This is a genomic window from Serratia marcescens subsp. marcescens ATCC 13880 (assembly GCF_017299535.1).
Classification (GTDB): Bacteria; Pseudomonadota; Gammaproteobacteria; order Enterobacterales; family Enterobacteriaceae; genus Serratia; species Serratia marcescens.
The window spans coordinates 2,328,498-2,352,854 of the sequence record NZ_CP071238.1 but is presented as its reverse complement, the minus strand read 5'-3'; the positions used below and the strand labels follow the sequence as shown (position 1 = coordinate 2,352,854).

Here is a 24,357-nt window from a genome sequence, read left to right as displayed (position 1 = left end):
AGCCTGGAGAATAAAAATGTGGATAACCATTAATGCGGATGACGCGAATTAAAATTATTGATGCGTTGCGCCTGTAAATGATTGAGCTCATCGAACCGTTGCTGCTGCAGATGATTGATCTCGTCGTAGGCGTCCTGCCGTTCATTATGCCGATACGCCCCGGTCGCCGCCGCACCGGCGGTGAGTGCCAGCGGATGCGTCACAGCCGCGACCGGCGCGGGTGTAACGACGATCGGTGCCGGCGCGATCACCACGGTGCGTGGCGCCGCGTAGGGATAGGCGACAATCACCGCCGCCTGGGTTGCGCCGGTGCAAAGCCCCAATAGCAACAACAGTTTTTTCATGCAACAGACCTCTTGTTTCGTTAAATCGACATGTTGGCCGTTACGGTAAACGGGTCTGACGCGCAGGTTTAAGCTCAGCGTGTGATAGCCCGGCGCAGCGCGAAAATAATAATTAAGGGAATGGCTCAGACGGTAAAAAATAAATTCATCCGACATAGTTTGACATGCTGAAAAAATAAATAATGACGCAGAATAACCAAGCTATCGGCAATAATTCCGCTGGGCCAAAGAATAATCGATCGGCGGGTTTTCCGCGCCGCCTTGAGGCCTGCGCGCCAATTGAGACGCCGATCGTTATCACGCTATACTTTGGCCCCGTTGCCGGGCGCGACGTTATCCGGCGTTTTTTTGATCGCGCCCATGATTTTTCCTGCCGACGCGGGCGTAGGATAGGTGTCGGCACAGATTTAGTTAACCGTATAAAATCAGTAGGTTATTGTCATCCAGTACGACAATGACGTTAAGGACGTTTATCGACATGCAAAAAATGACCAACGCGGTACAGAATTACGCCTGGGGCAGCCACGATGCGCTGACCCGTCTTTACGGCATCGCCAACCCGGATAATCAGCCGATGGCCGAACTGTGGATGGGCGCCCATCCCAAGAGCCCTTCCCGCGTGCCGGGCGCCGACGGTGAACTGCGTTCGCTGCGCGATCTGATCGACGAAGACCAGCCAAAACAGCTGGGCGCCAACGTCGCCAGCCGTTTTGGCGAGTTGCCGTTCCTGTTTAAAGTGCTGTGCGCCGATCAGCCGCTGTCGATCCAGGTCCACCCGAGCAAAGCGGCGGCCGAGGTCGGCTTCGCGAAAGAGAACGCCGCAGGCATCCCGCTGAGCGCCGCCGAACGCAACTACAAAGATCCCAATCACAAGCCCGAGCTGGTGTTCGCCCTGACGCCGTTCCTGGCGATGAACGGTTTTCGTGAATTGGCCGATATCGTTTCCCTGCTGCAGCCGATCGCCGGCGCGCACCACGACATCGCCGCCTTCCTGCAGCAGCCGGACACCGCCCATCTCGCGACCCTGTTCGCCAGCCTGTTGACGATGAGCGGCGAACAAAAATCGCTGGCGCTCGGCGTGCTGAAAGCCGCGCTCAACAACCAGCAGGGGGAATCCTGGGATACCGTGCGCTTCATCGCCAGCTTCTATCCGGACGACAGCGGTCTGTTCTCACCGCTGCTGTTGAACGTGGTGCAGCTCGCGCCGGGCGAGGCGATGTTCCTGTATGCCGAAACGCCGCACGCCTACCTGAAAGGCGTGGCGCTGGAGGTGATGGCCAACTCGGATAACGTGCTGCGCGCGGGCCTGACGCCGAAATTCATCGACGTGCCCGAGCTGCTGGCCAACCTGCAGTTCCGCCCGCAACCGGCTTCCGGCCTGCTGACCCAACCGGAGCAACGCGGCAACGAGCTGTTCTTCCCGATCCCGGTGGAAGATTTCGCCTTCTCACTGCACGATTTGACCGCCGCGCCGCAGGCGCTGGCACAGCGAAGCGCCGCCATCGTGTTCTGCGTCGTCGGCGAAGCGACGCTGGAGAAATCCGGGCAACGCCTGACGCTCAAACCGGGCGAATCCTGCTTTATCGGGGCGTTCGAATCCCCGGTCAACGTCAGCGGCAGCGGCCGCATCGCCCGGGTTTATAACCAACTGGCCTAACCGTTGATAAATTTCAGCAAATTGCTTGCTGAAAGCGAGAGCTGCCCCCACAATTAAACGCCTGCGGGCGTTTTTTGGCGGCCCCTATTTGCCCCTCCCACGCAACGGAGGGTGATAAGAAAAAAGGATGAAACAGAGCTATGAAAAAATCGTTAGTCGCTGTCAGCGTCATTGTCGTTCTTGGCGCAGCATGGACCGGGGCATCCTGGTACACCGGGAAACAGATCGAGCAGCACATGGGCGAAGTCGTCGACAACGCCAATGGCCAATTGAAAGCCTACCTGCCGAAAGCCGGCGTCAAGCTGAGCTATGAAAATTACCAGCGCGGCCTGTTCAGCAGCAAAGTGCGTTATGTGCTGCGTTCCGACGGCACGGATACCAGCGAAAACGCGGCGCTGAAAGCCGGTGAAGAAGTGGCGTTCCTGGAAACCATCGATCACGGTCCGTTCCCGTTCGCGCAGCTGAAAAAATTCAACCTGCTGCCGAGCATGGCGTCGGTGCATACCGAGCTGGAAAACACCCCGGCGGTGAAAGGCCTGTTTGAAACCACCAAAGGCAAATCGCTGTTTACCGCCGATTCGCGCATCTCGTACAGCGGCGATACCGCGTCCACCATCGACTTTATCCCACTGGACTACCAGAAGGATAAATCTTCGCTGAAATTCAGCGGCGCCACCATTGACGCCGACGTATCCCGCGATCTGAAAAAATTCGCGCTGGACGCCAATAGCGACACTATCGTGTTCGCCAGCCCGAATGAATTCGGCCAAAACGAGCAGATCACCTTCCAGGGCTTCAACCTGAAAGGCAACAGCAACGAAAGCAAGTTCGGCGTGAAGCTCGGCGATCAGACGATGACGCTGAAACAGTTCAAACTGACGATCGACGGTAAAGACACCGTGGCGTTGGACGGTTTCAATCTGGTGAGCAAGTTCGGCGAGCAAGGCAGCAGCAACATCGGCGGCCAGATCGACTACACCATGGACGCGCTCAAGGTGCAGGGCAACGACTTCGGCGCCGGTAAACTGACGCTGAAAATCGACAACGTCGACGGCAAGGCGCTGAAAGACTTCTCCGACAGCTACAACCGCCAAACCATGGCGCTGCTGCAGCAGGGTGAGAACCTGGATCCGGACGTCTACGAACAGCAGACCTCCGAGATGCTGCAAAAGAACCTGCCGATGCTGCTGAAAGGCAATCCAAGCCTCAGCATCGCCCCGCTGAGCTGGAAAAACAGCAAGGGTGAGAGCATCTTCACGCTGGATCTGGCGATGACCGATCCGAGCAAGGCCGCCTCTCCGGCACAATCGCCGGATCAGCTGATCGCTCAGGCGGTTAAAAAGCTGGATCTCAGCCTGACCATTCCGGAAGCGATGGCCACCGAAGTGACCGCGAAGACCGCCTTGTTGCAGGGCTATAATGCGGAAGACGCGCAGAAACTGGCGCAGCAGCAAGTGCAGGGCCTGGCGGCCATGGGCCAGATGTTCAAACTGACCACCCAGAAAGACGGCGTGATCGCGAGCCAGTTCCATTACGCTGACAATCAGGTTGACCTGAACGGCAACAAAATGTCGCTGCAGGAGTTCATCGGCCAGTTCGCCATGCTGGGCGCCCCGGCGGAAGACGCTGAACCGGCGCAGGAAGCGGAACCCGCTCCGGCACCGGCGCAGTAATCGCCTGAAAACCTAACAAGGGCCCCCTGCGGGGCCCTTTTTATTTACGCCGTATAAACCGCATCGCGGATCTGCTGCGGGTAGCGGCCGCACATGCCCTCAAATGCGGTGTTGGTCAGTATCACCACGCTCAGCTGCGCCTGTGGATCAAAGAACCAGCTGTGGCCATAAACGCCGCCCCAGGTCAGGGTACCGGCATGCTGCGGCGTTTGCGCCGCTTCTGCGTCCACCAGCAGCGCCCCGCCGAAACCAAATCCCCAGCCCGGCCCTTGCGTTTGCGCCTGCGCCCCCACATGCGGACTGCGCAGCAACGCCACCGTGTCCGGTTGCAAGATGCCCTGCCCGCCGCTGCGCAACGCTTCCACCAGCTTCAGCACGTCGTCGGCATCGCCGACCATGCCCGCGCCGCCGGAAGGATAAGCCTCCGCGTTAAGCGCGCGCGCCGGCGAGAACGTCACTTCTCCCCCCGCCATGCCTTCCGGCAAGGCGATCCGCACGCCTTCCGGCATGCGCCGCGGCCCCTGCGGCGTATTGTAATACGGCGTCGCCAAGTTCACGGCGTCCGTCGCATGGAATGCGGTGTTGCCAAGCCCCAGCGGCTGCGTCACCCATTCGACAAACAGCTGCGGCAGCGACATGCCCGTCACCCGCTCCAGCACCGCGCCAAGCACGTCGATCGCCAGTGAATAATTGAAGCGCTCTCCCGGTTCCGACAGCAACGGCGCCTGCGCCAACAGCCGCAGGTTTTGCTCCAGCGTCAGCGTCGACAGCTCCACGCCGTCCTGGATCCCCAACTGATGGTAAACGCCCGCCGGCGGTTGGTTCAGCCGATAGTCCAGACCGGCGGTATGGCTCAGCAAATGGCGGATCTTGATCGTCGGGCGGCGGCCATCCGCCAGCGCCGGGGTAAACCACGGCAGCCAATCGCTGACCGCATCGTCCAGGCTCAGTTTGCCCCGCTCAATCAGGCGCAGCGCCGCCAGCGTGGTATAGGGTTTGGAGACCGACGACAGCCGAAACTGCGTTTCCCGCCGCATCGGCCGGCGCGCTTCGCGGTCGGCATAGCCGGCCGCCCCGGCGTAACAAATCTCGCCCCGCCGCGCCACCAGCACCACGCTGCCCACGATGCGCCCTTCGGCCATCGCCTGTTGATCGATCGCCGCGATCCGTTCTGTTAACGCCTGTTGTGTTGCCGACATGATTTTCATCTCGCTGAGGGAAAGTAAAACCAGTCTAAAACGTTCGTCATAAATTAAAATAAGGCATAATTTAATGAATCATTAAGCACAGGTTATTAATAGATGAGTTCACTCCTGCAACTGCTGCCCTATTTCGAAGCCGTGGCACGGCTGGGCAACTTTACCCGCGCGGCCAGCCAACTGGGCGTCACGCCGCCGGCGGTGTCGCAAAACATTCAGGCGCTGGAGAATCAGCTCGGAGTGAGGTTATTCCACCGCACCAGCCGCTCGGTGCGCCTCAGCGACGAGGGCCGGTTGTTCTATCAGAAGGTGTCGCCGGCCATGAGCCAGATCGACGTGGCGGCGGACGACGTGCGCGCCCTGGGCGCGCAGCCGGCGGGCCTGCTGCGCATTACGCTGCCGCAGTTGGCCGCTTCGCTGCTGGTGATGCCGCACCTGGCGGAATTTCAGCGACGCTATCCCGAAGTGCAGCTTGAGCTGTTTACCGAAGATCGCTTTTCCGATCTGGTGCTGGGCAGTTTCGATGCCGGCATTCGCATGCACGCCATGTTGCAAAAGGACATGATCGCCGTGCCAATCGACAACGGCCAGCGCCGGGTGCTGGTCGCCTCGCCCGACTATCTGGCGCGTTGCGGCGCGCCGGCCACGCCGGACGATCTGCTTGCGCACCATTGCCTGCGCTACCGTTTTCCCGGCAGCGGCAAATTGGAACCCTGGTATTTCAGCCGGCACGGCGATGAGCGGGCGCTGGACGTCAGCGGCAGTTTGATCTTTAACGAAGATCGGCTGATCAAGGATGCGGCGTTGGCGGGGCTGGGTATCGCACAGCGTTTTCAGGGCACGGTGTTGCAGGAGCTGGCGCAGGGCGATCTGGTGGAAGTGCTGCCGGAGTATGCCAGCGAGGCATCGGGATTTTTCATCTACTTTCCCGCCGGCAGGCATCTGCCGCTCAAGCTGCGCGCCTTTATCGACTTCATGCGCGAGCGGCGAGATCGACAGCACCGGTAACAGGGGCGCCCCGACGGCGCCCCCCACGATCAGCGCTTATCCAACGCTTGCACGATGCGGTAAGCCGCCTCGACCCGATCGTCGTTCGGGAACCATTTGTTGGCCAGCATCACCACGGCGATATTCTTCGCCGGGATAAACACCGCGTAGGTGGAGAAACCGCCGGTAGAGCCGGTTTTGTTATACCAGCCGGCGCGCAATTCCGGCTGCGGCGGCGTGATGGCGGTAGCCGGCGTGCCGTTCATGATCATCCCGGCGTTGTTGCCCTCGATCAAACGAGACAATTTCACCGGGTACGGGTAGTTCTCCCACATCAGATCCTGCGTGAACGCGCCCGCCTTGTAATAACCGACGTGCGTCGCGGTCAGCGCCTCGCGCCACGGCTGCGCGACCTTCACCTGCTGCAGGTTGGCGTCCAGATAGCGAATCAGATCGCGAGCGTTGGACTTGATGCCGTAAGACTCGGCGTCCAGCGGGCCGGGATTGACCCGCACCGGCTTATCGTCCTTGTTGTAGCCCTGCGCATAGTTGGCCATCTGCGCCGCCGGCACCTGAACGTAGGTGTGGCGCATGCCCAACGCCGGCAGCATCCCCTGCTCCATCGCCTGGGTAAACGGCTGGTCGAGGCTCTTGGCGGCGATCATGCCCAGCATGCCGATGCCGAGGTTGGAATAGACGCGGTAGCTGCCCGCCGGATGTTTCGGCTGCCAGGCCCGGTAGTAGGCCATCAGTTGGGCGTTGTCGGTCACGTCGTCCGGCACGAACAGCGGCAGGCCGGAGGTATGCGTCGCCAGATTCAGCAGGCTGACGCCGTCGAAGGCGCTGCCGCGCAGCTCGGGCAGGTAGCGGCTGGCCGGATCGTTGAACGACAGCTTGCCCTGCTGCTGCGCATAGACCGCCAGCGTCGCGGTGAAGGTTTTGCTCAGCGAGCCCACTTCGAACAGCGTCTGCTCGGTGATCGGTTTGCCGGTCTGCTTCGAGGCGACGCCATACGGGTAAATCTGCTGTTTGCCGTCGACCGACACGGCGATCGCCATGCCCGGCACGCCATATTTTTTCATCAGCGGCTGAATAACGGCGTCGATATCCTGCTGCTGCGCGGCGTGCGCGGTCGGCAAGATCAGTGCGGCGATCAGTGCGGCCGCCAGGCGGTTCATTTTCGTCATGATAGAGGCTCTTCGGTTGCAGGGCATCGGCCGCGGCCAAAAGTTTTTATTGGCGTCATGCACGGCGCTTTCCCTGGTTGATGATGTCATTCCTTTACGGCTGCCGCGACGCTCTCAGCAGCCGCGCCAAATATCGGATTTTGCCGTCGGGTTGACAAGCGATAATAATTTCAGCCAGCATAAAGAAAAACTTATGGCTATCGACAATGCGCAACCGACTTCCCCTCAACGCCCTGCGGGCGTTCGAATCCTCCGCCCGCCACCTGAACTTCACCCGCGCCGGCCTGGAGCTGCGCGTCACCCAGGCCGCCGTCAGCCAGCAGGTGCGCATGCTGGAAGAACAGCTGGGCATTCAGCTGTTCCGCCGCCTGCCGCGCGGGTTGGATCTGACCGAAGAGGGCCAGGCGCTGCTGCCGGTGTTGAGCGACGCTTTCGACCGCATCGAGGCGGTGCTGCAGCAGTTCGAAGGCGGGCATTTCCACGAGGTGCTGACGGTGGCGGTGGTCGGCACCTTCGCCGTCGGCTGGCTGATGCCGCGGCTGGCGGCGTTCCGCGCGGCGCATCCGTTCATCGATCTGCGGGTGCTGACCCACAACAACCTGGTCAATCTGTCGGCCGACGGCATGGATTTCGCCATCCGTTTCGGCGAAGGTCTCTGGCCCGCCACCTGCAATATCAAGCTGTTCGACGCGCCGCTGACGGTGCTCTGCCCGCCGGCGGTCGCCGCGCGCTTGCGCACGCCGCAGGATCTGCAGCACGAGCAGCTGATGCGCACTTACCGCAAGGATGAATGGGAGCGCTGGTTCACGGCTGCGCAGGTGACGCCGTGGCGGATCAACGGACCGGTGTTCGACTCATCCCGGCTGATGGTGGAAGGCGCGATCCAGTGCGACGGCGTGGCGCTGGCGCCGGTCAGCATGTTCCGCCGCGAACTGGCCGCCGGTGCGCTGCAGCGGCCATTCGCCGCCGAGGCCGCGCTCGGTGCCTACTGGCTGACCCATTTGAAATCGCGGGATCTGACGCCGGCGATGAAAACCTTTATCGGCTGGATCCGCCGGGAGGCGGAAGAGGAACAGCGGCGGGACTAGGCGGAGCCGCGCCGGATCAGCGTCGGCGGCAAAATGACGTTCTGCGCCGGCAGATCGGCGTCACCGATGCGCTGCAGCAGGCGCGCGGCGGCGCTGCGCCCCACTTCCCGCGCCGAGCTGGAGACGAAGGTCAGCGGCGGCTCGGTCAGTTCGGCCTCCGGCACGTCGCCGAAACCGATCAGCGCCACCTGCCGGCCATAGTAGGCGTCGACCCCGTCCGAGCCGATGCTGCGGCCGCTGCGCGTCAGGCCAAAATAGGCGCCGAGCGCCACCGACGCCTTGTGGCAGACGATGGCGGTAATATTCGGGTAGTGGCGCAGCAGTTGCTCTGCCGCTTCCGCCGCCTCACGCTGCCGGCAATCGCACTCGACGATCCATTCGCTGCGAAACGGCAGGCCGTACTGCACCAGCGTGGCGCAAAAACCGCCCAACCGCTCAGCGCGCGTCAATGAGTCGCTCTGGCCGCCGAGGTAGGCGATTTGGCTGTGACCGCGTTTGATCAAAAATTCGGTGGCCAGCTTGGCGGCCTGCATATTGTCCGGGCGCACCACGTCCACCCCATCGAGACCGCTGGAGCGCGCCACGCAGACCAGCGGCACGCCCTGCTCGGCCGCCTTTTCCTTCAGCCCAGCCGCCGCGCGGATGCCGCCCGCCAGCACGATGCCGTCGACGCCCTGCGCCAGCAGCGCGTCAAACGCCCGCTGCAAGCCCTGGCCGTCGCGCCCGCTCTGGGTTAAAAACAGCAGCTTGTCGTGCGCCTCCAGCGCTTCGCTCAGCCCGGCGGTCATTTCGGCATAGAAGGGTTCGCAGATGTCGCGCAGAATAAGGCCAATCACTCCGGACTCCCCGCCGCGCAGCGTCGCCGCCTGGCGATTGCGCACATAACCCAGCTGCTCTATCGCCTGATTGACCTTCTCGGCGGTGGTCGGCGAAATGCGCCCCTTGCCGCTCAACACCAGGGAAACCGTGGTGACCGACACGCCCGCCTGCTGCGCCACATCGGTGATGGTGATTTTTTTGATGCTCATAGTCTCTGCGAACCCGTTCCTGGGCAACCCGCGCCGTAATGATCAAGGGTATACCGAATCCGTTAGCTCAGTAAAACGTTTTACTGCCTGCCGCATTGTCGCCAAAAACCGGGCGGCAGATTTGTGATTGGCGGCGCATTTTTGCTAGGTAAAACGTTTTATCTTCTTTTTACCTAATCAGAAGTCCCTTTTTTGCTCGTCTTTTCGCCAGGAGAAGTCGGTTATGTCAGCAGCCAACAAACCCAAAATCACCCTCTGGGAGTTCTTCCAGAGCCTGGGCAAAACGTTCATGTTGCCCGTCGCCTTGCTCTCTTTCTGCGGCATCATGCTGGGGATCGGCAGCTCGCTGAGCAGCCGCGACGTGATCACCCTGATGCCGTTTATCGGCCACCCGATCTTCCAGCTGATCTTTACCTGGATGAGCAAGGTAGGCTCCTTCGCCTTCAGCTTCCTGCCGGTGATGTTCGCCATCGCCATTCCGCTGGGCATGGCGCGCGAAAACAAAGGCGTCGCCGCCTTCTCCGGTTTCGTCGGCTTCGCCGTGCTGAATCTGGGCACCAACTTCTACCTGACCGCCGCCGGCGTGCTGCCCACCAGCGATCCGTTGGTGCTGAAAGCCAACAATATCCAGAACATCCTCGGCATTCAGTCGATCGATACCGGCATCCTCGGCGCGGTAATCGTCGGCATCATCGTCTATCGCCTGCATGAACGCTTCCACACCATCCGCCTGCCGGACGCGCTGGCGTTCTTCGGCGGCACGCGCTTCGTGCCGATCGTGACCACCGTGGTGCTGGGGCTGTGCGGCCTGGTGATCCCGCTGATCTGGCCGTGGTTCGCCGCCGGCATCACCGGGCTGGGTTGGGTGATCAACAGCGCCGGCGCCTTTGGCCCGATGCTGTTCGGCACCGGCGAACGCTTGCTGCTGCCGTTCGGCCTGCAGCACATTCTGGTGGCGCTGATCCGCTTTACCGAGGCAGGCGGCACGATGGAGGTGTGCGGCCACAGCGTCAGCGGCGCCCTGACCATCTTCCAGGCGCAGCTCTCCTGTCCGACCACCACCGGCTTCGCCGAGAGCGCCACCCGCTTCCTGTCGCAGGGTAAAATGCCGGCGTTTCTCGGCGGCCTGCCGGGCGCGGCGCTGGCGATGTACCACTGCGCCAAACCGGAGAACCGCCATAAAATCAAAGGGCTGTTGATTTCCGGCGTGGTGGCCTGCGTGGTTGGCGGCACCACCGAGCCGATCGAGTTCCTGTTCCTGTTCGTCGCGCCGTTCCTGTATCTGATCCACGCGCTGCTCACCGGGTTGGGCTTTACCGTGATGGCGCTGCTGGGCGTGACCATCGGCAACACCGACGGCAATATCATCGACTTCGTGGTGTTCGGCATTCTGCACGGCACCGCCACCAAGTGGTATCTGGTGCCGGTGGTGGCCGCCGTCTGGTTCGTCGGCTATTACGCCATTTTCCGCTTCGCCATCCAGCGCTTTAACATCAAAACGCCGGGCCGTGAGAGCGACAGCGCCGTCAGCCAAAGCGCGCCGAGCGGCGCGGTGGGCAAATCCGGCTACAATGTGCCGGCGATTTTGGCGGCGCTCGGCGGCCCGGGCAACATCATTACGCTGGACAACTGCATCACCCGCCTGCGCCTGTCGGTCAACGACATGAGCCGGGTGGACGACGCGGCGCTGAAAGCCAATCGCGCCATCGGCGTGGTGCATCTCAACGACCACAATCTGCAGGTGGTGATCGGCCCGCAGGTGCAATCGGTGAAAGATGAATTAGACTCACTGATAGCCACGGCGCAACCTGCCGCGGCGCTGCAGGGAGCCACCCATGTTTGATTTCTCCACCCCGATCGACCGCCACGGCACCTGGTGCACCCAGTGGGACTATATCGCCGATCGTTTCGGCAGCGACGACCTGCTGCCGTTCACCATCTCCGATATGGATTTCGCCACCGCGCCGTGCATTCTCGAGGCGCTGCAACAGCGCCTGCAGCACGGCGTGCTGGGCTACAGCCGCTGGCAGCACGAAGATTTTCTCGGCGCGCTGCGCCACTGGTATCAGCAACGTTTCAACGTCGCCATCGACACCGCAACGGCGGTGTACGGCCCTTCCGTTATCTACATGGCGGCGCAGCTGATCCGCCAATGGTCCGTACCGGGCGACTATGTGGTGACCCATACCCCGGCTTACGACGCCTTCTACAAGGTGATCCTCGCCAACCAACGCCAGCTGCTGGCCTGCCCGCTGCACAAGGCCGGCGACGACTGGCGCTGCGACATGGCGCACCTTGAGGCGTTGCTGGCGCGGCCGCAAACCAAGATCCTGCTGCTGTGCAGCCCGCACAACCCCACCGGCAAGGTGTGGCGCCGCGACGAGCTGCAGCAGATGGCCGAACTGTGCGAGCGCCACGACGTGCGCGTCATCAGCGACGAAATCCACATGGATATGGCATGGGGTGAACACCGCCATACGCCGTGGAGCCAGGTGGCGACCGGCGCCTGGGCCTTGCTGACCTCCGGCTCCAAGAGCTTTAACATTCCGGCACTGACCGGCGCCTACGGCTTTATCAGCGACGACGCCAGCCGCGAAGCCTATTTCCAGCAGCTCAAAGCCCGCGACGGCCTCTCCTCACCGGCGGTGCTGGCGGTGGCGGCGCACGTGGCCGCCTATCGCCACGGCGCACCCTGGCTGGATGCCCTGCGCGACTATCTGCAGGATAATCTGACCTACGTCGCCGAGCGGCTGGAGCAGGCGTTTCCCGCGCTGGGCTGGCGCCCGCCGCAGGCCACCTACCTGGCCTGGATCGATCTGCGGCCGCTGGCCGTGGACGATCGGGCGCTGCAGCAGGCGCTGATCGAGCGCGAAAAGGTGGCGATCATGCCGGGCTTTACCTACGGCGAAGAAGGCCGCGGGTTCGTGCGCCTCAACGTCGGCTGCCCGCGCAGCAAGCTGGAAGCCGGCATGGACAAGCTGATCGCCGGGTTGAGGTTGGTGCTGGACGAGCAATAGCGCGAGGGGGCGAGCCTCTGCCCGCCCCTCCGTTACGCCTGAACAGACGGGATTTCCTCCAGATGACGATAGACCGTCAATCCCCATTCGTTAGCCAACCGCACGTCGTTATCGGCCCCCGCAGACGCCCCTTCGATGCGATACACCGCCTGACACTGCGCAATCAGTCGGTGAGCCACCGGATAAAGAAACGCCTCGCTGACCGCATCGCCAACCTGAGTGGAACCGGCCGCGGCCGCCAAAGGCAGCGCCAGCCACTCGCCGATCACCGGCACGTGCCCCCGCTGGTAAACCGCCAGCGCCGCCTGTTCCAGGCGCGCCAGATTGGCGGCGATACGCTGCGGATCGCCATCGGTGCCGCTGCGATAGGGGCCGGCGATCAAGATTTGTTGTGCTTTCATCATTCTTCCTCCAACGTCCGGTTCAAGGCGACAAACTGCAGCAGCATGATGGTTTTGGCGTCAACGATCGTACCCTGACGAACCGCCTGCAGGGCCTGCGCCAGCGGCAGCTCGAGCACCTCCAGATCCTCGCCCTCCGCCGCCAGCCCGCCGCCCTCGTTGAGGCGATCGTTCGCCTGATATTCACCGACGAAAAAGTGCAGCTTTTCGGTGACCGAGCCAGGGCTCATGTACGCCTCAAACACTTTCTCCACGTTATGCACGAAATAGCCGGTTTCCTCTTCAACTTCGGCGCGGATGCGCGCCTCCGGCGACGCGTCGTCCAACAGCCCGGCGGCGGCCTCAATCAGCATGCCGTCATGACCGTTGACGAACACCGGAAAGCGGAACTGGCGCGTCAGGATCACCGTTTTCGCCTGCCGGTTGAACAGCAAAATCACCGCGCCGTCACCGCGATCGTAAGTCTCACGGCTTTGCCGTTGCCAGACGCCGTCGCGCCGCAGAAAATCAAAGGTGTTTTTTTTCAGCAGGTACCAGTCATCGGACAACACCCGGGTTTCGACAATGCGAACCCTGTCTTTGGTGGCTATCATCGGTTTACTCCGCCAGAGGAAGGAAATTGATACTATCGTGCAGTTTCGTGTATGATCAAGATATTTCGTGCATAGGAAGTTTGAGAGGAAATGGCCATGTTGACCAGCCAACGCAAGAAGATCATTTTGGAAAAACTGGCCCAGGATGGTCAGGTCTTGGCCAAACAGCTCAGCGAGATGTTCGGGCTGTCGGAAGATACGGTCCGGCGCGATCTGCGTGAACTGGACGCCGAGGGGTTGCTGCAACGGGTGCATGGCGGTGCCCTGCCGGTTTCTTCCGCCATCGCCAGCTTCGCCGAACGCAATCACTTGGAATCCGGCGCCAAACGCGCGATCGCCAAAGCGGCGGCGGCGCTGATCGCCCCCGGCCAGGTGGTGATCATCGACGGCGGCACCACCTCCGCAGAGCTGGTCAGGCAACTGCCGGCCAACCTCAACGCCACCATCGTCACCCACAGCCCCAGCGTCGCCGTGGGGTTGGTCGATCACCCCACCGTCGAGGTGATCCTGATCGGCGGCCGGCTGTACAAGCATTCGATCGTCAGCGTCGGCGCCGCCGCCGTAGAAGCGATGTCGCATATCCGCGCCGATATTTATTTCATGGGCGTGACCGGCGTGCACCCCACTGCAGGTCTGAGCACCGGCGATCTGGAGGAGGCCTACATCAAACGCGCGCTGGCGGCCCGCGCGGCGGAAACCGTGGTGCTGGCCTCCGCCGCCAAGCTTAACGCCGCCTCGCAGTATGCGATCGGCGATATTACGCTGGCGCACACCGTCATCGTTGAGCGGGCTACCGATGACGCACTGATCGCGCCGTTGCAGCAGGCGGGCGTCAGCGTGTTGAAAGCCTGATTCGCGACGATAATGCGATATATCGCGCATTATTTGTGATTCACATCACTTTTTTATGCAACGAAATGGCAAGTTTCATTCATTTGTTTTTATACTGTTCTGCACTTTACCTACGATAAATTAGCGAGTGCCCAGCATGATCGATCCCCGCCTACCGCTTACCGACATTCACCGCCATCTCGACGGCAACATCCGCGCGCAGACCATTCTCGACCTCGGTCGCCAGTTCAATCTCGCCCTGCCGGCCAATGATTTGGAGAGCCTGCGCCCGCACGTGCAGATCACCCATGCCGAACCGGATCTGGTCAGCTTCCTGCAGAAACTGGACTGGGGCGTGGCGGTGCTGGGCGATCTGGACGCCTGCCGCCGGGTGGCTTACGAAAACGTCGAGGACGCTGCCAACGCCGGCCTGCACTATGCCGAGCTGCGTTTCTCCCCTTACTACATGGCGATGAAGCATCAACTACCGGTCGCCGGCGTGGTGGAAGCGGTGATCGATGGGATCCGTTCGGGCTGCCGCGATCGCGACATCGACATTCGCCTGATCGGCATCATGAGCCGCACCTTCGGCGAGGCCGCCTGTCTGCAGGAACTGGAAGGATTGCTGGCGCACCGCGACGGCATTACCGCGCTGGATTTGGCGGGCGATGAGCTGGGCTTCCCCGGCAGCCTGTTCCTCAGCCACTTCAACCGCGCGCGCGACGCCGGCCTGCGCATCACCGTGCACGCGGGCGAAGCCGCCGGCCCGGAAAGCATCTGGCAGGCGATCCGCGAGCTGGGCGCCGAACGTATCGGCCACGGGGTGAAAGCGGTCGAAGATCCGGCTCTGATGGACTTCCTGGCGGAACACGGCATCGGCATCGAATCCTGCCTGACCTCCAACATCCAGACCAGCACCGTGCCGTCGCTGGCGCAGCATCCGCTGGCCACCTTCCTGCGCCACGGCGTGCTGGCGTCGATCAACACCGACGATCCGGCGGTTCAGGGCATCGAGATCGAGCATGAATACCGCGTCGCCGCGCCGCAAGCCGGGCTGACGCCGGAAGAAATCCGCACCGCGCAGGAAAACGGCCTGAAGCTGGCCTTCCTCAGCGAGCAGGAAAAACAGGCACTGCGCGCCAAAGTTCAAGGCTAATCTCCCAAGGCGCCAAACGGCGCCTTCTTCTCATCCCCCGTTTTCTTCGCCTGCGCGTCTTTATCGCTGTTTTCACTCCATCACTCTGTTGCAAGAGAGGAATTCCGCATGTCTGACAAACTACGCCGCATCGTGCTGACCGGCGGCCCGGGTTCGGGCAAAAGCACGCTCATCGACGTTCTTCATCGCCGAGGCTTTCCGCACTCGCAGGAGGCCGGCCGGGCGATTATTCAGGATCAGGTGAGTATCGGCGGCCATGCGCTGCCGTGGGGCGATCGCCAGGCCTTCGCCGAGCGGATGCTCGATTGGGAACTGCGCTCATGGCGCGAAGCGACGGGGGAAACATGCTGGTTCTTCGATCGCGGGCTGCCGGATATCGCCGGGTATCTCACGCTGTGCGGACTGCCGATCCCCGCGCATTTGACGGCGGCGATCGGCGCCTTTCGCTATGCCGAAAGGGTGTTCATCGCCCCGCCGTGGCAAGCGATCTACGCGCAGGACAGTGAGAGAAAACAATCTTTCGCCGAAGCCGAGCTGACCTACCGGGCGATGGTGGCCGTCTATCGCCGCTATGGCTATCAGCTGCAAGAACTGCCGCGCGCCTCACCGGACGAGCGCGCCGACTTTCTGCTCGACGCGCTGAGCCACCGTTAGCGGCCTGCGGCCTATTTGGCCGCCAGCGCCTCCGCCTCGGCCCGCTGTTTGGCGGTTTTACGCGCATAGCGCTGCGCCAGCACCGCGCACACCATCAGTTGAACCTGGTGGAAAATCATCAGCGGCAGCACCATGGCGCCCACCGCCGCGGCCGGGAACAGCACGTTGGCCATAGGAATGCCGTTCGCCAGGCTCTTTTTAGAACCGCAGAAGACGATGGTGATCTCATCGGCGGTGTTGAAGCCCAGCCAGCGCGCCGCGTAGGTGTTGATCACCAGCACCACCGTCAGCAGCACCAGCGACATCACCAGGATGGTCAGCAGCGACCAACCGTCGATGCGGTGCCAAATCCCTTCCACCACCGCCGCGCTGAACGCGGTATACACCACCAGCAGGATCGACGAACGGTCGGTCAGGTTGATCAGCTTGCGATGACGGTCGATCCACTTGCCGATCAATGGCCGCGCCAGGTGACCGATCACGAACGGCACCATCAATTGCAAAATGATTGAACCGATGGCGTGCAACACGTCGGTATTGCCGCCCTGAGTATGCATCAACGCCCCCACCAGCAGCGGCGACAGGAACACGCCAAGAATGCTCGACGCCGAGGCGCTGCAGATCGCCGCCGCCACGTTGCCGCCTGCCGCCGAGGTAAAAGCGATGGCCGACTGCACCGTGGCCGGCAGCGCGCACAGATAGAGGAAACCGAGATAGACCGTCGGCGTCATGATGCCCGGCACCAGCAGGTTCATCGCCAGTCCGAGCAGCGGGAACAGCGCAAAGGTGCTGAGGAACACCAGCAGATGCAGCTTCCAGTGACTCATGCCGGCGATGATCGCCTCGCGCGACAGCTTGGCGCCGTGCATAAAGAACAGCAGCGCGATGGCCGCGGTGGTCAGGTGTTCAAAGAAGGTTTTCCAGATGCCTTCGCAGGGGAACAGCGAGGCGACGATCACCACCAAAATCAGAACCAGCAAAAATTTATCAATGCGCAAACGCTGCAACCAGGACATGAAACGAATTTCCTTGCACGTAAAGTCGTAAAAAGGCCCGACGCTTCGCCGGGCACAGAGAAATGGGCAGTATCAAACCACCGGCAGCGCCTGCTGCAGCCGGGCCGATTCCAGCCCCAGTTCGATCAATGCCATCACCGCGATGGCGTCGGCGGCTGGCACCGGGTTTTCGCCTGTACCGGCGATCGCGTCGCGCACCGCCGCGTAATAAGCCGGGTAATTGCCGGGAATGTTGAGCAGCGGTTGCTCCGCCAGCAGATCGTCACGTGACAGCGTCACTACACCCTCGCGCATGTCATAGCCCCAATCGGCCTGAGGCAGACGCTCGCCGGCCTTCAGTCGGTCTTCCTGCGGATCGAGGCCGTATTTGACATAGCTGCCGCGGGTGCCGTGCACCACGTAGCGCGGGCTCTCTGCCGCCGCCAGCATGCTGGCGTGCAGCACCACACGGCGATCGCCATAGCTTAGCAGCGCGTGGAAATAGTCCACTGCCTGCGCCCCCGGCCGCAGCTCACCCAGATCGACAAACAGCCGTTCGGGTTTGCCGAAGAGTTGCAGCGCCTGATCGAGCAGATGCGGCCCCAAATCGAACCAGATGCCGCTGCCGACGCCGCCTTGTTCACGCCAGCGCTGGCGCACCTGCGGCCGGTAGCGATCGAAATGCGACTCGAAATACACCACCTCGCCCAGCGAACCGTCCTTTAACAGCGCTTTAAGGGTAAGGAAATCGCTGTCCCAGCGGCGGTTGTGGAACACCGACAGCAGTAAACCGCTCTGCTGCGCCTGCTGTTGCAGCGCCTGCGCTTGTGACAGCGTCACGGTAAACGGTTTATCCACCACCACGTGCTTGCCGGCGGCCAACGCCTGCTGCGCCAGCGGGAAATGGGTATCGTTGGGGGTAGGAATGACGATCAGATCGAGGGCCGGATCGGCGAACAGCGCTTGCGCATCCCCCACCACCGTCATCGACGGCCAGTCGGCGTGCACTTTGCCGGCATCGCTGCTGGAGACGGCGGCCAACTCCAGCCCCGGCGTACCGGCAATCAGCGGCGCATGAAAGGTTTTGCCGGCGTAGCCGTAACCGACCAGCCCGACACGAATTTTCTCAGCCATGGGATTTCCTCTTGCTGGCTCACGACAGACCCTTTCGATTTGACACCATGCGGCCGGATGGAACAAGAAGTAAATGAGATGTTAATTCGAAGCGAGGCCGGAGTAGCCAAACGTGCGGCCCGGCGTCGCGATGCCGAGCTATCCGCTTGATAGAGATGACGAAGCCTATATTACCCGCTAAGCTATGCCGCCTGTGATCCCCGTTTCAATCAGGAAGCCTTTATGTCTCAAGCTGAATACACTCGTATCGGCGGTTGGTTGCTGGCCCCGCTGGCCTATCTGATCGTCACCCTGCTCAGCGCCAGCCTGATGCTGCTCCTGTACGCCATGGCGATCTTCATGCCCGAGTCGCGCGATTATCTGTTGACCAACGCCCAGGCGTTTACCCTGCAATGGTACTTTTCGGTGCTGACCACGCTTTTGATGTGGGGCTTCACCCTGTGGCTGGTGTTTCTGTTTTGCCAGCGCTCGCAGCGCTTCCCCAAACTGTTCTTGTTATGGCTGCTGATCACGGTGATCCTGGCGGTGAAAGCCTTCGCCTTTGCGCCGGTGCCGGATGAAGTGGCGGTGCGCAGCCTCGGCTGGCCGCTGCTGATGGCGGCGCTGCTGGTGCCTTATATCAAGCGCTCGCAACGGGTCAAAGGCACCTTTACCGAACGTTAATGGCGATTGCAGCACGTTTTATCGGGGTTTTTGTGTAAATTTTCGCCAAAAAAGGCAATACCCCTGCGATTCATATGTTGTCGTCCGGCCGCCGATTCCCGATAATAGGCGGCTTTTATTTTTTTAGGCATCGCAATGACCGAATACCTGCTCCTGTTTGTCGGCACCGTACTGGTGAACAACTTCGTTCTGGTGAAGTTTCTTGGCCTGTGCCCGTTCCTCGGCGTTTCCAAGAAGCTGGAAAGCGCCATCGGCATGGGAATGGCCACCACCTTCGTCATGACGCTGGCCTCCGTCAGCGCCTGGGTGATCAACACCTTTATTCTGGTTCCGCTGGATCTGGTGTATCTGCGCACGCTCTCCTTCATTCTGGTGATCGCCGTCGTCGTTCAGTTCACCGAGATGGTGGTGCGCAAGACCAGCCCGGCGCTCTACCGCCTGCTGGGCATCTTCCTGCCGCTGATCACCACCAACTGTGCGGTGCTGGGCGTAGCGTTGCTAAACGTCAACCTCGGCTATAACTTCCTGCAGTCCGCCGTTTACGGCTTCAGCGCCGCCGCCGGTTTCTCGCTGGTGATGGTGCTGTTCGCCGCCATTCGCGAACGTCTGGCGGTCGCCGACGTGCCGGCGCCGTTCCGCGGCTCCTCGATCGCGCTGATCACCGCCGGGCTGATGTCGCTGGCCTTTATGGGCTTTACCGGGCTGGTGAAATTCTAATGACTGCGTTGTGGATAGCTATCGCGGCTTTGAGCGCGCTCGGGCTGCTGTTCGGACTGGTGCTGGGCTACGCCGCGCGCCGTTTTGAGGTGGAAGAAGATCCGGTCGCCGAGCAGGTCGACGCGATCCTGCCGCAGAGCCAGTGCGGGCAGTGCGGCTACCCCGGCTGTCGCCCCTATGCCGAGGCGGTGGCCAACGGCGAGATGATCAACAAATGCGCGCCGGGCGGCGAACAGGTGATGCTGAAACTGGCGGAGCTGCTCAACGTAGAGCCGCAGCCGCTGGGCAGCGAAGCCGCCGCCGAGCCGGAGCGTAAAGTGGCCTATATCGACGAGGCCAACTGCATCGGCTGCACCAAGTGCATTCAGGCCTGCCCGGTGGACGCCATCGTCGGCGCCACCCGCGCCATGCACACCGTCATCACCGACCTCTGTACCGGCTGCGATCTGTGCGTCGCACCTTGCCCTACCGACTGTATTGAAATGAGACCGGTCGCTACCACCACCGCCAACTGGAAGTGGGACATGAAGACGATCCCGGTGCAAGTGATCCACGTGGAGCAACATGCTTAATCTGTTCGCCGCCTTTAAAAAAGACCGGATCTGGGATTTCGACGGCGGGATCCATCCACCGGAAATGAAAACGCAGTCCAGCGGTGCGCCGCTGCGTGTCGCGCCCCTGCCCAAGACCTTTATCATTCCGCTGCAGCAGCATTTGGGGCCGGAAGGCGAGCTGTGCGTCAGCGCCGGCGATCGGGTGTTGAAAGGCCAACCGCTGACCGTCGGCCGCGGGCGCACCGTGCCGGTGCATGCCCCGACCTCGGGCACCGTCAGCGCCATTACCCCGCACATCACCGCTCACCCGTCCGGGCTGACGGAGCTGTGCGTGATTATCGAGGCAGACGGGGAAGACCGCTGGTGCGAGCGCGATCCGGTGGCGGACTATCGCCAATCGCCCGCCACGGAACTGATTCAACGTATTCATCAGGCCGGCATCGCCGGCCTGGGCGGCGCCGGTTTCCCGACCGCCAGCAAGCTGCAAGGCGGCATGAGCGGCGTGGAAACGCTGATCCTCAACGCCGCCGAGTGCGAGCCGTACATCACCGCCGACGACCGCCTGATGCAGGAACATGCCGATCAGATCATTGAAGGCACGCAGATCCTGCAACACATTCTGCAGCCCAAGGTCACGCTGATCGGCATCGAAGACAACAAGCCGGAGGCAATCGCGGCGCTGAAACTGGCGTTGCGCGGCCAGTCCGGCATTGCGCTGCGCGTCATCCCGACCAAATACCCGTCCGGCGGCGCCAAGCAGCTGACCAAAATTTTGACCGGCAAGGAAGTGCCGCACGGCAAGCACTCCTCCGCTATCGGCGTATTGATGCAAAACGTCGGCACCGCCTTCGCCATCAAGCGAGCGATCGTCGACGGCGAACCGCTGATTGAGCGCGTAGTTACCCTGACCGGCGAGGCGATCGAGCGCCCCGGCAACCTGTGGGCGCGCATTGGCACGCCGGTGCAGCACCTGCTTGACTTCACCGGTTTCCGCCCGCAGGCGCAGCAGATGGTGGTCATGGGCGGCCCGCTGATGGGCTTCACCCTGCCCGCGCTGAACGTGCCGATCGTCAAGATCAGCAACTGCATTCTGGCGCCGACGGTGGATGAAATGACGCCGCAGGAACCGGAGCAGTCCTGCATCCGCTGCGGCCTGTGCGTAGACGCTTGCCCTGCCGGGCTGCTGCCACAACAGCTGTACTGGTTCAGCCGTGGACAGGAGCACGACAAGGCGCGCAACCATAACCTGTTCGACTGCATCGAATGCGGCGCCTGCGCGTTCGTCTGCCCCAGCAATATCCCGCTGGTGCAGTACTACCGGCAGGAAAAGGCCGAAATCAAGGCTATCGATCTGGAAGCGGCGCGCACCGCCGAGGCCAAGGCGCGTTACGAGGCCAAGCTGGCGCGTCTGGAGCGTGAAAAACTGGCGCGTGAAGAGCGACATAAAAAGGCCGCCGTCAAACTGACCGACGACGATCAGGGCGCAGTGCAGGCCGCGCTGGCGCGCGTGCGCAGCAAGAATGCCGAAGCGGCGGTTACGCCGGTCAACGGCCAGCAGCCGGACAACAGCGAGATGATCGCCGCCCGCGAAGCGCGTAAAGCGCAGGCGCGCGAACGTCGTGCCCAGCTGGCTGCCGAGGTGGAAACGGAAGCGCCACCGGCGACCGCCGGCGACGACGCGCGTAAAGCCGCCGTGGCCGCGGCGCTGGCCCGTGTGAAAGCGCGTAAAGAGGCGCCGGCCGCAGACAGCTCCGCCCCGGCAGCAACAGAGGACGATCCGCGCAAAGCGGCCGTTGCGGCCGCCCTGGCGCGCGTGAAGGCCAAAAAGGCAGAGCAGCAGGCGGATGCCCCTGCTCCAGCGGAACCGGCGCCGGTTGCAGCCGAAGAAGATCCGTGCAAGGCGGCGGTCGCGGCGGCACTGGCGCGCGTAAAAGCCAAGAAAGCGGCGCAACAGGCGGATGCCTCTGCACCGGCGGAACCGGCGCCGGCGGCAGCCGAAGAAGACCCGCGCAAGGCGGCGGTCGCGGCGGCTATCGCCCGCGCCAAAGCCAAAAAAGCCGCCAGGGAATCGCTGGCGGCGGAAACGGAAGACAAATGATGACAGCGGCGCCTGGCTGACGCCGGGCGCCGTTTAATCGATAGAGATCAGGTAGGTGTAATCCACTTCAATCTGGCGCAGTTTGGATTCCGGATTCCACTCTTTGGTTTGAATGATCTCCATTTCCATACTGCCGCGCACTTCATCCTTCAACCCCGGCATCACATGCGACATCAGGTAGCCGAAAAACTGCAAACACTCTTTCGCCGACCCCTTATGGTTGATAGAGATAAACTCGCGGCTCGGCAAATGGAAGGTGTCTATCTGATGGTTGGAAAGAATATCCTTTCTGTGTTCAGGATCGACCGCCATCACCAGCGTGGATGAGAGCTCGTCGCCCTCCCCGGCATGAGGGGAGTAGATGCTGTAAATCCGCCGACAGTCAACGTGCAGCCCCTTGAAGAAGTCGTTGAAAATCTCGTCCTTCATCGCCATGCAGGACGAGTACTCCAGCTCCTGTTCGGAGGCGAAATCCAGCCGGCGCGTGAAGCCGACCAACTGCATGTCGGGCAGCGTCAGCCGCTTCACTTCCGGGTAATAACCGGCGCCGTAGCTGGCTTCGAAGTTAAAGCGCGGCATCAGGTTTTTCACGTCCCAGTGCTCCATCGAGCGGTAGCGATTGGGGGTAGTGCCGAAGCGCTGCTTGAACATGCGGGTAAAAGTCTGCTGAGAGTCGAAGCCCAGCTCATCGGAGATGTCGATGATGGAGCGACGGGTGATACGCAGCGCCACCGCGGCGCGTGTCAGGATGCGCGAACGGATATAGGTGGCGAGTTGAATGCCGGTAATACGCTTGAATTTACGCTGCAGATGCCACTTGGAATAGCCCGAAATACGCGCAACTTCATCCAGGTTTGGCCGTTTCTCCAGATGTATCTCCACCCACTCAATTAGCTCTTCAATAAAAAAAATGTCTTCATTTGTCATTATTATGGATTCACTGACTCAATAATGTTCGCGATAGTAACCTACACGGATTATGTGAAAGTTGTTATTTTGTGCGGAAGTCTGGAGAAAAATGATATCTCATTCATACGCTTACCCCATTTCCCGCGGTCGATGGCGGCACAAGTTCCACTGACAATTCCTCACGTTAGCCCATTTCCCGGCCAAAAAAAAATCAAATCGCGCCGCCCCGATCGCCAGATGCGCGGAAAGCCGAATACCCCTATCATTAAGGCGTATTACCCTCGCATCGAATCAGGTAGAATGCTCGGCTATCATTTTTGCCGCGCCCGCAGTATGGCGCATCGAAACTGCCGCAGGCGCGGCGCAGAAGGTATCGTTACTCTATGAAGTTCAGGCCGGTATCACCCACAGCCGCCAAAGGCTTACACATCGCCAGCTCGCCTTTCACCCACAACCAGCAAAGCACCAGCCGCATTATGCTGTGGGTCATGTTGGCGTGCATTCCCGGCATCGCGGCGCAGATTTGGTTTTTCGGCTACGGCGTGCTGATTCAGGTGGCGCTGGCGGCGATCGTCGCGCTGGCCGCGGAAGGCGCGATCCTCAAGCTGCGCAAGCTGCCGGTGCGCAGCCGGCTGGCGGATAACTCCGCCCTGCTGACCGCGCTGCTGCTCGGCATCAGCCTGCCGCCGCTGGCGCCGTGGTGGATGATCGTCATCGGCACCTTCTTCGCCATCGTTATCGCCAAACAGCTGTATGGCGGCCTCGGGCAGAACCCGTTCAACCCGGCGATGGTCGGTTACGTAGTGCTGCTGATCTCCTTCCCGGTGCAGATGACCAGTTGGCTGCCGCCGGATGAGCTGCGCGCCACCGCGCTGTCGCTCCACGACACGCTGCTGGCCATTTTCAGCGGCCATACCGCACAGGGCGCGACGCTGCACGAACTGCAGATGGGCGTGGACGGCATCAGCCAGGCCACGCCGCTCGACGGCTTCAAAACCGGCCTGCGCAGCGGCCACAGCGTGGAACAGGTGTTGCAGCAGCCGCTGTTCGGCGGCGCGCTGGCCGGCATCGGCTGGCAGTGGGTCAACCTCGGCTTCCTGGCCGGCGGCCTGTTTATGCTGGCGCGCCGCCTGATCCATTGGCAAATCCCGTTCAGCATGTTGGCCGCCATCGCCTTCTGTTCCGGTCTGGCCTGGTGGATCGATCCGGCGCATCAGGCTTCGCCGCTGATCCACCTGTTCTCCGGCGCCAGCATGCTGGGCGCGTTCTTTATCGCCACCGATCCGGTCAGCGCCTCCACCACGCCGAAGGGCCGCTTAATCTACGGCGCGCTGATCGGCGTGCTGGTCTGGCTGATCCGCGTCTATGGCGGCTACCCTGACGGCGTGGCCTTCGCCGTGCTGCTCGCCAACATCACCGTCCCGTTAATCGACCACTACACGCAGCCGCGCGTGTACGGCCATCGCTAAGGA

General features: G+C 61.8%; 23 protein-coding genes. 14 read left to right on the top strand and 9 right to left on the bottom strand.

Going from position 1 to position 24,357, the window contains the following annotated elements; all coding sequences use genetic code 11:
• Positions 1 to 29: 29 nt before the first annotated feature.
• Positions 30 to 500: a hypothetical protein gene (locus tag J0F90_RS11350; protein WP_227944606.1), complete on the bottom strand. Its 471-nt coding sequence runs from the start codon at positions 498 to 500 to the stop codon at positions 30 to 32.
• 322 nt (positions 501 to 822) lie between these two features.
• Between J0F90_RS11350 and manA the strand changes: the two genes are divergently transcribed.
• Together manA and J0F90_RS11340 are read left to right on the top strand one after the other, a co-directional pair.
• A complete protein-coding gene (manA, locus tag J0F90_RS11345; RefSeq protein WP_033640464.1) occupies positions 823 to 2,001 on the top strand; it encodes a mannose-6-phosphate isomerase in 1,179 nt (392 codons plus the stop codon).
• Between the two features lie 140 nt (positions 2,002 to 2,141).
• Complete coding sequence (locus J0F90_RS11340; protein ID WP_028128187.1) at positions 2,142 to 3,674, top strand: YdgA family protein; 1,533 nt, start codon at positions 2,142 to 2,144, stop codon at positions 3,672 to 3,674.
• Positions 3,675 to 3,718: 44 nt separating this feature from the next.
• On the opposite strand, the gene J0F90_RS11335 is transcribed toward J0F90_RS11340, so the two are convergent.
• On the bottom strand, positions 3,719 to 4,873 hold the full coding sequence (locus J0F90_RS11335; RefSeq protein WP_033641427.1) for a serine hydrolase domain-containing protein: 1,155 nt from the start codon (positions 4,871 to 4,873) through the stop codon (positions 3,719 to 3,721).
• 102 nt (positions 4,874 to 4,975) lie between these two features.
• On the opposite strand from J0F90_RS11335, the gene J0F90_RS11330 reads away from it, so the two are divergent.
• Positions 4,976 to 5,881 (top strand): LysR family transcriptional regulator, encoded by a 906-nt coding sequence (locus J0F90_RS11330; RefSeq protein ID WP_033640465.1) that lies wholly within the window; start codon positions 4,976 to 4,978, stop codon positions 5,879 to 5,881.
• A gap of 29 nt (positions 5,882 to 5,910) precedes the next feature.
• Here the strand turns inward: J0F90_RS11330 and blaSRT are convergent, their stop codons facing one another.
• Positions 5,911 to 7,047, bottom strand: coding sequence for an SRT/SST family class C beta-lactamase (gene blaSRT / locus J0F90_RS11325; RefSeq protein ID WP_033640466.1), 1,137 nt, complete (start codon positions 7,045 to 7,047; stop codon positions 5,911 to 5,913).
• A 206-nt stretch (positions 7,048 to 7,253) separates the two neighbouring features.
• Here blaSRT and J0F90_RS11320 point away from each other — a divergent pair, with 206 nt between their 5' ends.
• Complete coding sequence (locus J0F90_RS11320) at positions 7,254 to 8,135, top strand: LysR family transcriptional regulator (RefSeq protein WP_016927880.1); 882 nt, start codon at positions 7,254 to 7,256, stop codon at positions 8,133 to 8,135.
• On the opposite strand, the gene J0F90_RS11315 is transcribed toward J0F90_RS11320, so the two are convergent.
• The gene (locus J0F90_RS11315) at positions 8,132 to 9,163 is read right to left on the bottom strand and encodes a Mal regulon transcriptional regulator MalI (RefSeq protein ID WP_033640467.1); all 1,032 of its coding nucleotides are present in this window, start codon (positions 9,161 to 9,163) and stop codon (positions 8,132 to 8,134) included. The two genes, J0F90_RS11320 and J0F90_RS11315, sit on opposite strands and share 4 nt — an antisense overlap.
• Positions 9,164 to 9,386: 223 nt before the next feature.
• Between J0F90_RS11315 and malX the strand changes: the two genes are divergently transcribed.
• Both malX and J0F90_RS11305 read left to right on the top strand, forming a co-directional pair.
• On the top strand, positions 9,387 to 11,006 hold the full coding sequence (malX, locus tag J0F90_RS11310; protein ID WP_033640468.1) for a maltose/glucose-specific PTS transporter subunit IIBC: 1,620 nt from the start codon (positions 9,387 to 9,389) through the stop codon (positions 11,004 to 11,006).
• Positions 10,999 to 12,180 (top strand): MalY/PatB family protein, encoded by a 1,182-nt coding sequence (locus tag J0F90_RS11305; RefSeq protein WP_033640469.1) that lies wholly within the window; start codon positions 10,999 to 11,001, stop codon positions 12,178 to 12,180. Before malX ends, J0F90_RS11305 begins: the two co-directional genes overlap by 8 nt.
• 32 nt (positions 12,181 to 12,212) lie before the next feature.
• Here J0F90_RS11305 and J0F90_RS11300 read toward each other — a convergent pair whose 3' ends face one another.
• Together J0F90_RS11300 and J0F90_RS11295 are read right to left on the bottom strand one after the other, a co-directional pair.
• A complete protein-coding gene (locus J0F90_RS11300) occupies positions 12,213 to 12,581 on the bottom strand; it encodes a hypothetical protein (protein ID WP_033640470.1) in 369 nt (122 codons plus the stop codon).
• The gene (locus J0F90_RS11295; protein WP_033640471.1) at positions 12,581 to 13,174 is read right to left on the bottom strand and encodes an NUDIX domain-containing protein; all 594 of its coding nucleotides are present in this window, start codon (positions 13,172 to 13,174) and stop codon (positions 12,581 to 12,583) included. Before J0F90_RS11295 ends, J0F90_RS11300 begins: the two co-directional genes overlap by 1 nt.
• A 96-nt stretch (positions 13,175 to 13,270) precedes the next feature.
• Here J0F90_RS11295 and J0F90_RS11290 point away from each other — a divergent pair, with 96 nt between their 5' ends.
• The 3 genes from J0F90_RS11290 (at position 13,271) to J0F90_RS11280 (ending at position 15,815) form a co-directional block, all read left to right on the top strand.
• Complete coding sequence (locus tag J0F90_RS11290) at positions 13,271 to 14,026, top strand: DeoR/GlpR family DNA-binding transcription regulator (protein ID WP_033640472.1); 756 nt, start codon at positions 13,271 to 13,273, stop codon at positions 14,024 to 14,026.
• 136 nt (positions 14,027 to 14,162) lie between these two features.
• Positions 14,163 to 15,161, top strand: a complete 999-nt coding sequence (gene add / locus J0F90_RS11285; RefSeq protein WP_016927887.1) for an adenosine deaminase — start codon at positions 14,163 to 14,165, stop codon at positions 15,159 to 15,161.
• Between the two features lie 108 nt (positions 15,162 to 15,269).
• The gene (locus J0F90_RS11280; protein WP_033640473.1) at positions 15,270 to 15,815 is read left to right on the top strand and encodes an AAA family ATPase; all 546 of its coding nucleotides are present in this window, start codon (positions 15,270 to 15,272) and stop codon (positions 15,813 to 15,815) included.
• Positions 15,816 to 15,826: 11 nt separating this feature from the next.
• Here J0F90_RS11280 and J0F90_RS11275 read toward each other — a convergent pair whose 3' ends face one another.
• Positions 15,827 to 16,831, bottom strand: a complete 1,005-nt coding sequence (locus J0F90_RS11275) for a bile acid:sodium symporter family protein (protein ID WP_033640474.1) — start codon at positions 16,829 to 16,831, stop codon at positions 15,827 to 15,829.
• Between the two features lie 72 nt (positions 16,832 to 16,903).
• Positions 16,904 to 17,944, bottom strand: a complete 1,041-nt coding sequence (locus J0F90_RS11270) for an oxidoreductase (RefSeq protein WP_033640475.1) — start codon at positions 17,942 to 17,944, stop codon at positions 16,904 to 16,906.
• A 222-nt stretch (positions 17,945 to 18,166) separates the two neighbouring features.
• On the opposite strand from J0F90_RS11270, the gene J0F90_RS11265 reads away from it, so the two are divergent.
• The 4 genes from J0F90_RS11265 to rsxC all read left to right on the top strand — a co-directional run bounded on the left by J0F90_RS11265 (position 18,167) and on the right by rsxC (position 21,976).
• Entirely contained in the window at positions 18,167 to 18,607 is a 441-nt protein-coding gene (locus J0F90_RS11265; RefSeq protein WP_016927891.1) for a DUF2569 domain-containing protein, read from the top strand.
• A 135-nt stretch (positions 18,608 to 18,742) separates the two neighbouring features.
• Complete coding sequence (gene rsxA, locus J0F90_RS11260) at positions 18,743 to 19,324, top strand: electron transport complex subunit RsxA (protein ID WP_004938443.1); 582 nt, start codon at positions 18,743 to 18,745, stop codon at positions 19,322 to 19,324.
• Positions 19,324 to 19,896, top strand: a complete 573-nt coding sequence (rsxB, locus tag J0F90_RS11255) for an electron transport complex subunit RsxB (RefSeq protein ID WP_004938428.1) — start codon at positions 19,324 to 19,326, stop codon at positions 19,894 to 19,896. The genes rsxA and rsxB overlap by 1 nt, the downstream gene beginning before the upstream one ends.
• Complete coding sequence (rsxC, locus tag J0F90_RS11250) at positions 19,889 to 21,976, top strand: electron transport complex subunit RsxC (RefSeq protein WP_033640476.1); 2,088 nt, start codon at positions 19,889 to 19,891, stop codon at positions 21,974 to 21,976. The genes rsxB and rsxC overlap by 8 nt, the downstream gene beginning before the upstream one ends.
• A gap of 33 nt (positions 21,977 to 22,009) precedes the next feature.
• Here the strand turns inward: rsxC and J0F90_RS11245 are convergent, their stop codons facing one another.
• A complete protein-coding gene (locus J0F90_RS11245; protein ID WP_016927894.1) occupies positions 22,010 to 22,903 on the bottom strand; it encodes a helix-turn-helix domain-containing protein in 894 nt (297 codons plus the stop codon).
• Positions 22,904 to 23,268: 365 nt separating this feature from the next.
• On the opposite strand from J0F90_RS11245, the gene rsxD reads away from it, so the two are divergent.
• Positions 23,269 to 24,354 (top strand): electron transport complex subunit RsxD, encoded by a 1,086-nt coding sequence (gene rsxD / locus J0F90_RS11240; protein WP_033640478.1) that lies wholly within the window; start codon positions 23,269 to 23,271, stop codon positions 24,352 to 24,354.
• The last annotated feature ends 3 nt before the right edge of the window (positions 24,355 to 24,357 follow it).

What these genes read in the sequence shown, in the direction of transcription:
- J0F90_RS11350 (WP_227944606.1), bottom strand. Translation starts at nt 500, where the DNA reads ATGTCGGATGAATTTATTTTTTACCGTCTGAGCCATTCCCTTAATTAT.
- manA (WP_033640464.1), top strand. Translation starts at nt 823, where the DNA reads ATGCAAAAAATGACCAACGCGGTACAGAATTACGCCTGGGGCAGCCAC.
- J0F90_RS11340 (WP_028128187.1), top strand. Translation starts at nt 2,142, where the DNA reads ATGAAAAAATCGTTAGTCGCTGTCAGCGTCATTGTCGTTCTTGGCGCA.
- J0F90_RS11335 (WP_033641427.1), bottom strand. Translation starts at nt 4,873, where the DNA reads ATGTCGGCAACACAACAGGCGTTAACAGAACGGATCGCGGCGATCGAT.
- J0F90_RS11330 (WP_033640465.1), top strand. Translation starts at nt 4,976, where the DNA reads ATGAGTTCACTCCTGCAACTGCTGCCCTATTTCGAAGCCGTGGCACGG.
- blaSRT (WP_033640466.1), bottom strand. Translation starts at nt 7,047, where the DNA reads ATGACGAAAATGAACCGCCTGGCGGCCGCACTGATCGCCGCACTGATC.
- J0F90_RS11320 (WP_016927880.1), top strand. Translation starts at nt 7,254, where the DNA reads ATGCGCAACCGACTTCCCCTCAACGCCCTGCGGGCGTTCGAATCCTCC.
- J0F90_RS11315 (WP_033640467.1), bottom strand. Translation starts at nt 9,163, where the DNA reads ATGAGCATCAAAAAAATCACCATCACCGATGTGGCGCAGCAGGCGGGC.
- malX (WP_033640468.1), top strand. Translation starts at nt 9,387, where the DNA reads ATGTCAGCAGCCAACAAACCCAAAATCACCCTCTGGGAGTTCTTCCAG.
- J0F90_RS11305 (WP_033640469.1), top strand. Translation starts at nt 10,999, where the DNA reads ATGTTTGATTTCTCCACCCCGATCGACCGCCACGGCACCTGGTGCACC.
- J0F90_RS11300 (WP_033640470.1), bottom strand. Translation starts at nt 12,581, where the DNA reads ATGAAAGCACAACAAATCTTGATCGCCGGCCCCTATCGCAGCGGCACC.
- J0F90_RS11295 (WP_033640471.1), bottom strand. Translation starts at nt 13,174, where the DNA reads ATGATAGCCACCAAAGACAGGGTTCGCATTGTCGAAACCCGGGTGTTG.
- J0F90_RS11290 (WP_033640472.1), top strand. Translation starts at nt 13,271, where the DNA reads ATGTTGACCAGCCAACGCAAGAAGATCATTTTGGAAAAACTGGCCCAG.
- add (WP_016927887.1), top strand. Translation starts at nt 14,163, where the DNA reads ATGATCGATCCCCGCCTACCGCTTACCGACATTCACCGCCATCTCGAC.
- J0F90_RS11280 (WP_033640473.1), top strand. Translation starts at nt 15,270, where the DNA reads ATGTCTGACAAACTACGCCGCATCGTGCTGACCGGCGGCCCGGGTTCG.
- J0F90_RS11275 (WP_033640474.1), bottom strand. Translation starts at nt 16,831, where the DNA reads ATGTCCTGGTTGCAGCGTTTGCGCATTGATAAATTTTTGCTGGTTCTG.
- J0F90_RS11270 (WP_033640475.1), bottom strand. Translation starts at nt 17,944, where the DNA reads ATGGCTGAGAAAATTCGTGTCGGGCTGGTCGGTTACGGCTACGCCGGC.
- J0F90_RS11265 (WP_016927891.1), top strand. Translation starts at nt 18,167, where the DNA reads ATGTCTCAAGCTGAATACACTCGTATCGGCGGTTGGTTGCTGGCCCCG.
- rsxA (WP_004938443.1), top strand. Translation starts at nt 18,743, where the DNA reads ATGACCGAATACCTGCTCCTGTTTGTCGGCACCGTACTGGTGAACAAC.
- rsxB (WP_004938428.1), top strand. Translation starts at nt 19,324, where the DNA reads ATGACTGCGTTGTGGATAGCTATCGCGGCTTTGAGCGCGCTCGGGCTG.
- rsxC (WP_033640476.1), top strand. Translation starts at nt 19,889, where the DNA reads ATGCTTAATCTGTTCGCCGCCTTTAAAAAAGACCGGATCTGGGATTTC.
- J0F90_RS11245 (WP_016927894.1), bottom strand. Translation starts at nt 22,903, where the DNA reads ATGACAAATGAAGACATTTTTTTTATTGAAGAGCTAATTGAGTGGGTG.
- rsxD (WP_033640478.1), top strand. Translation starts at nt 23,269, where the DNA reads ATGAAGTTCAGGCCGGTATCACCCACAGCCGCCAAAGGCTTACACATC.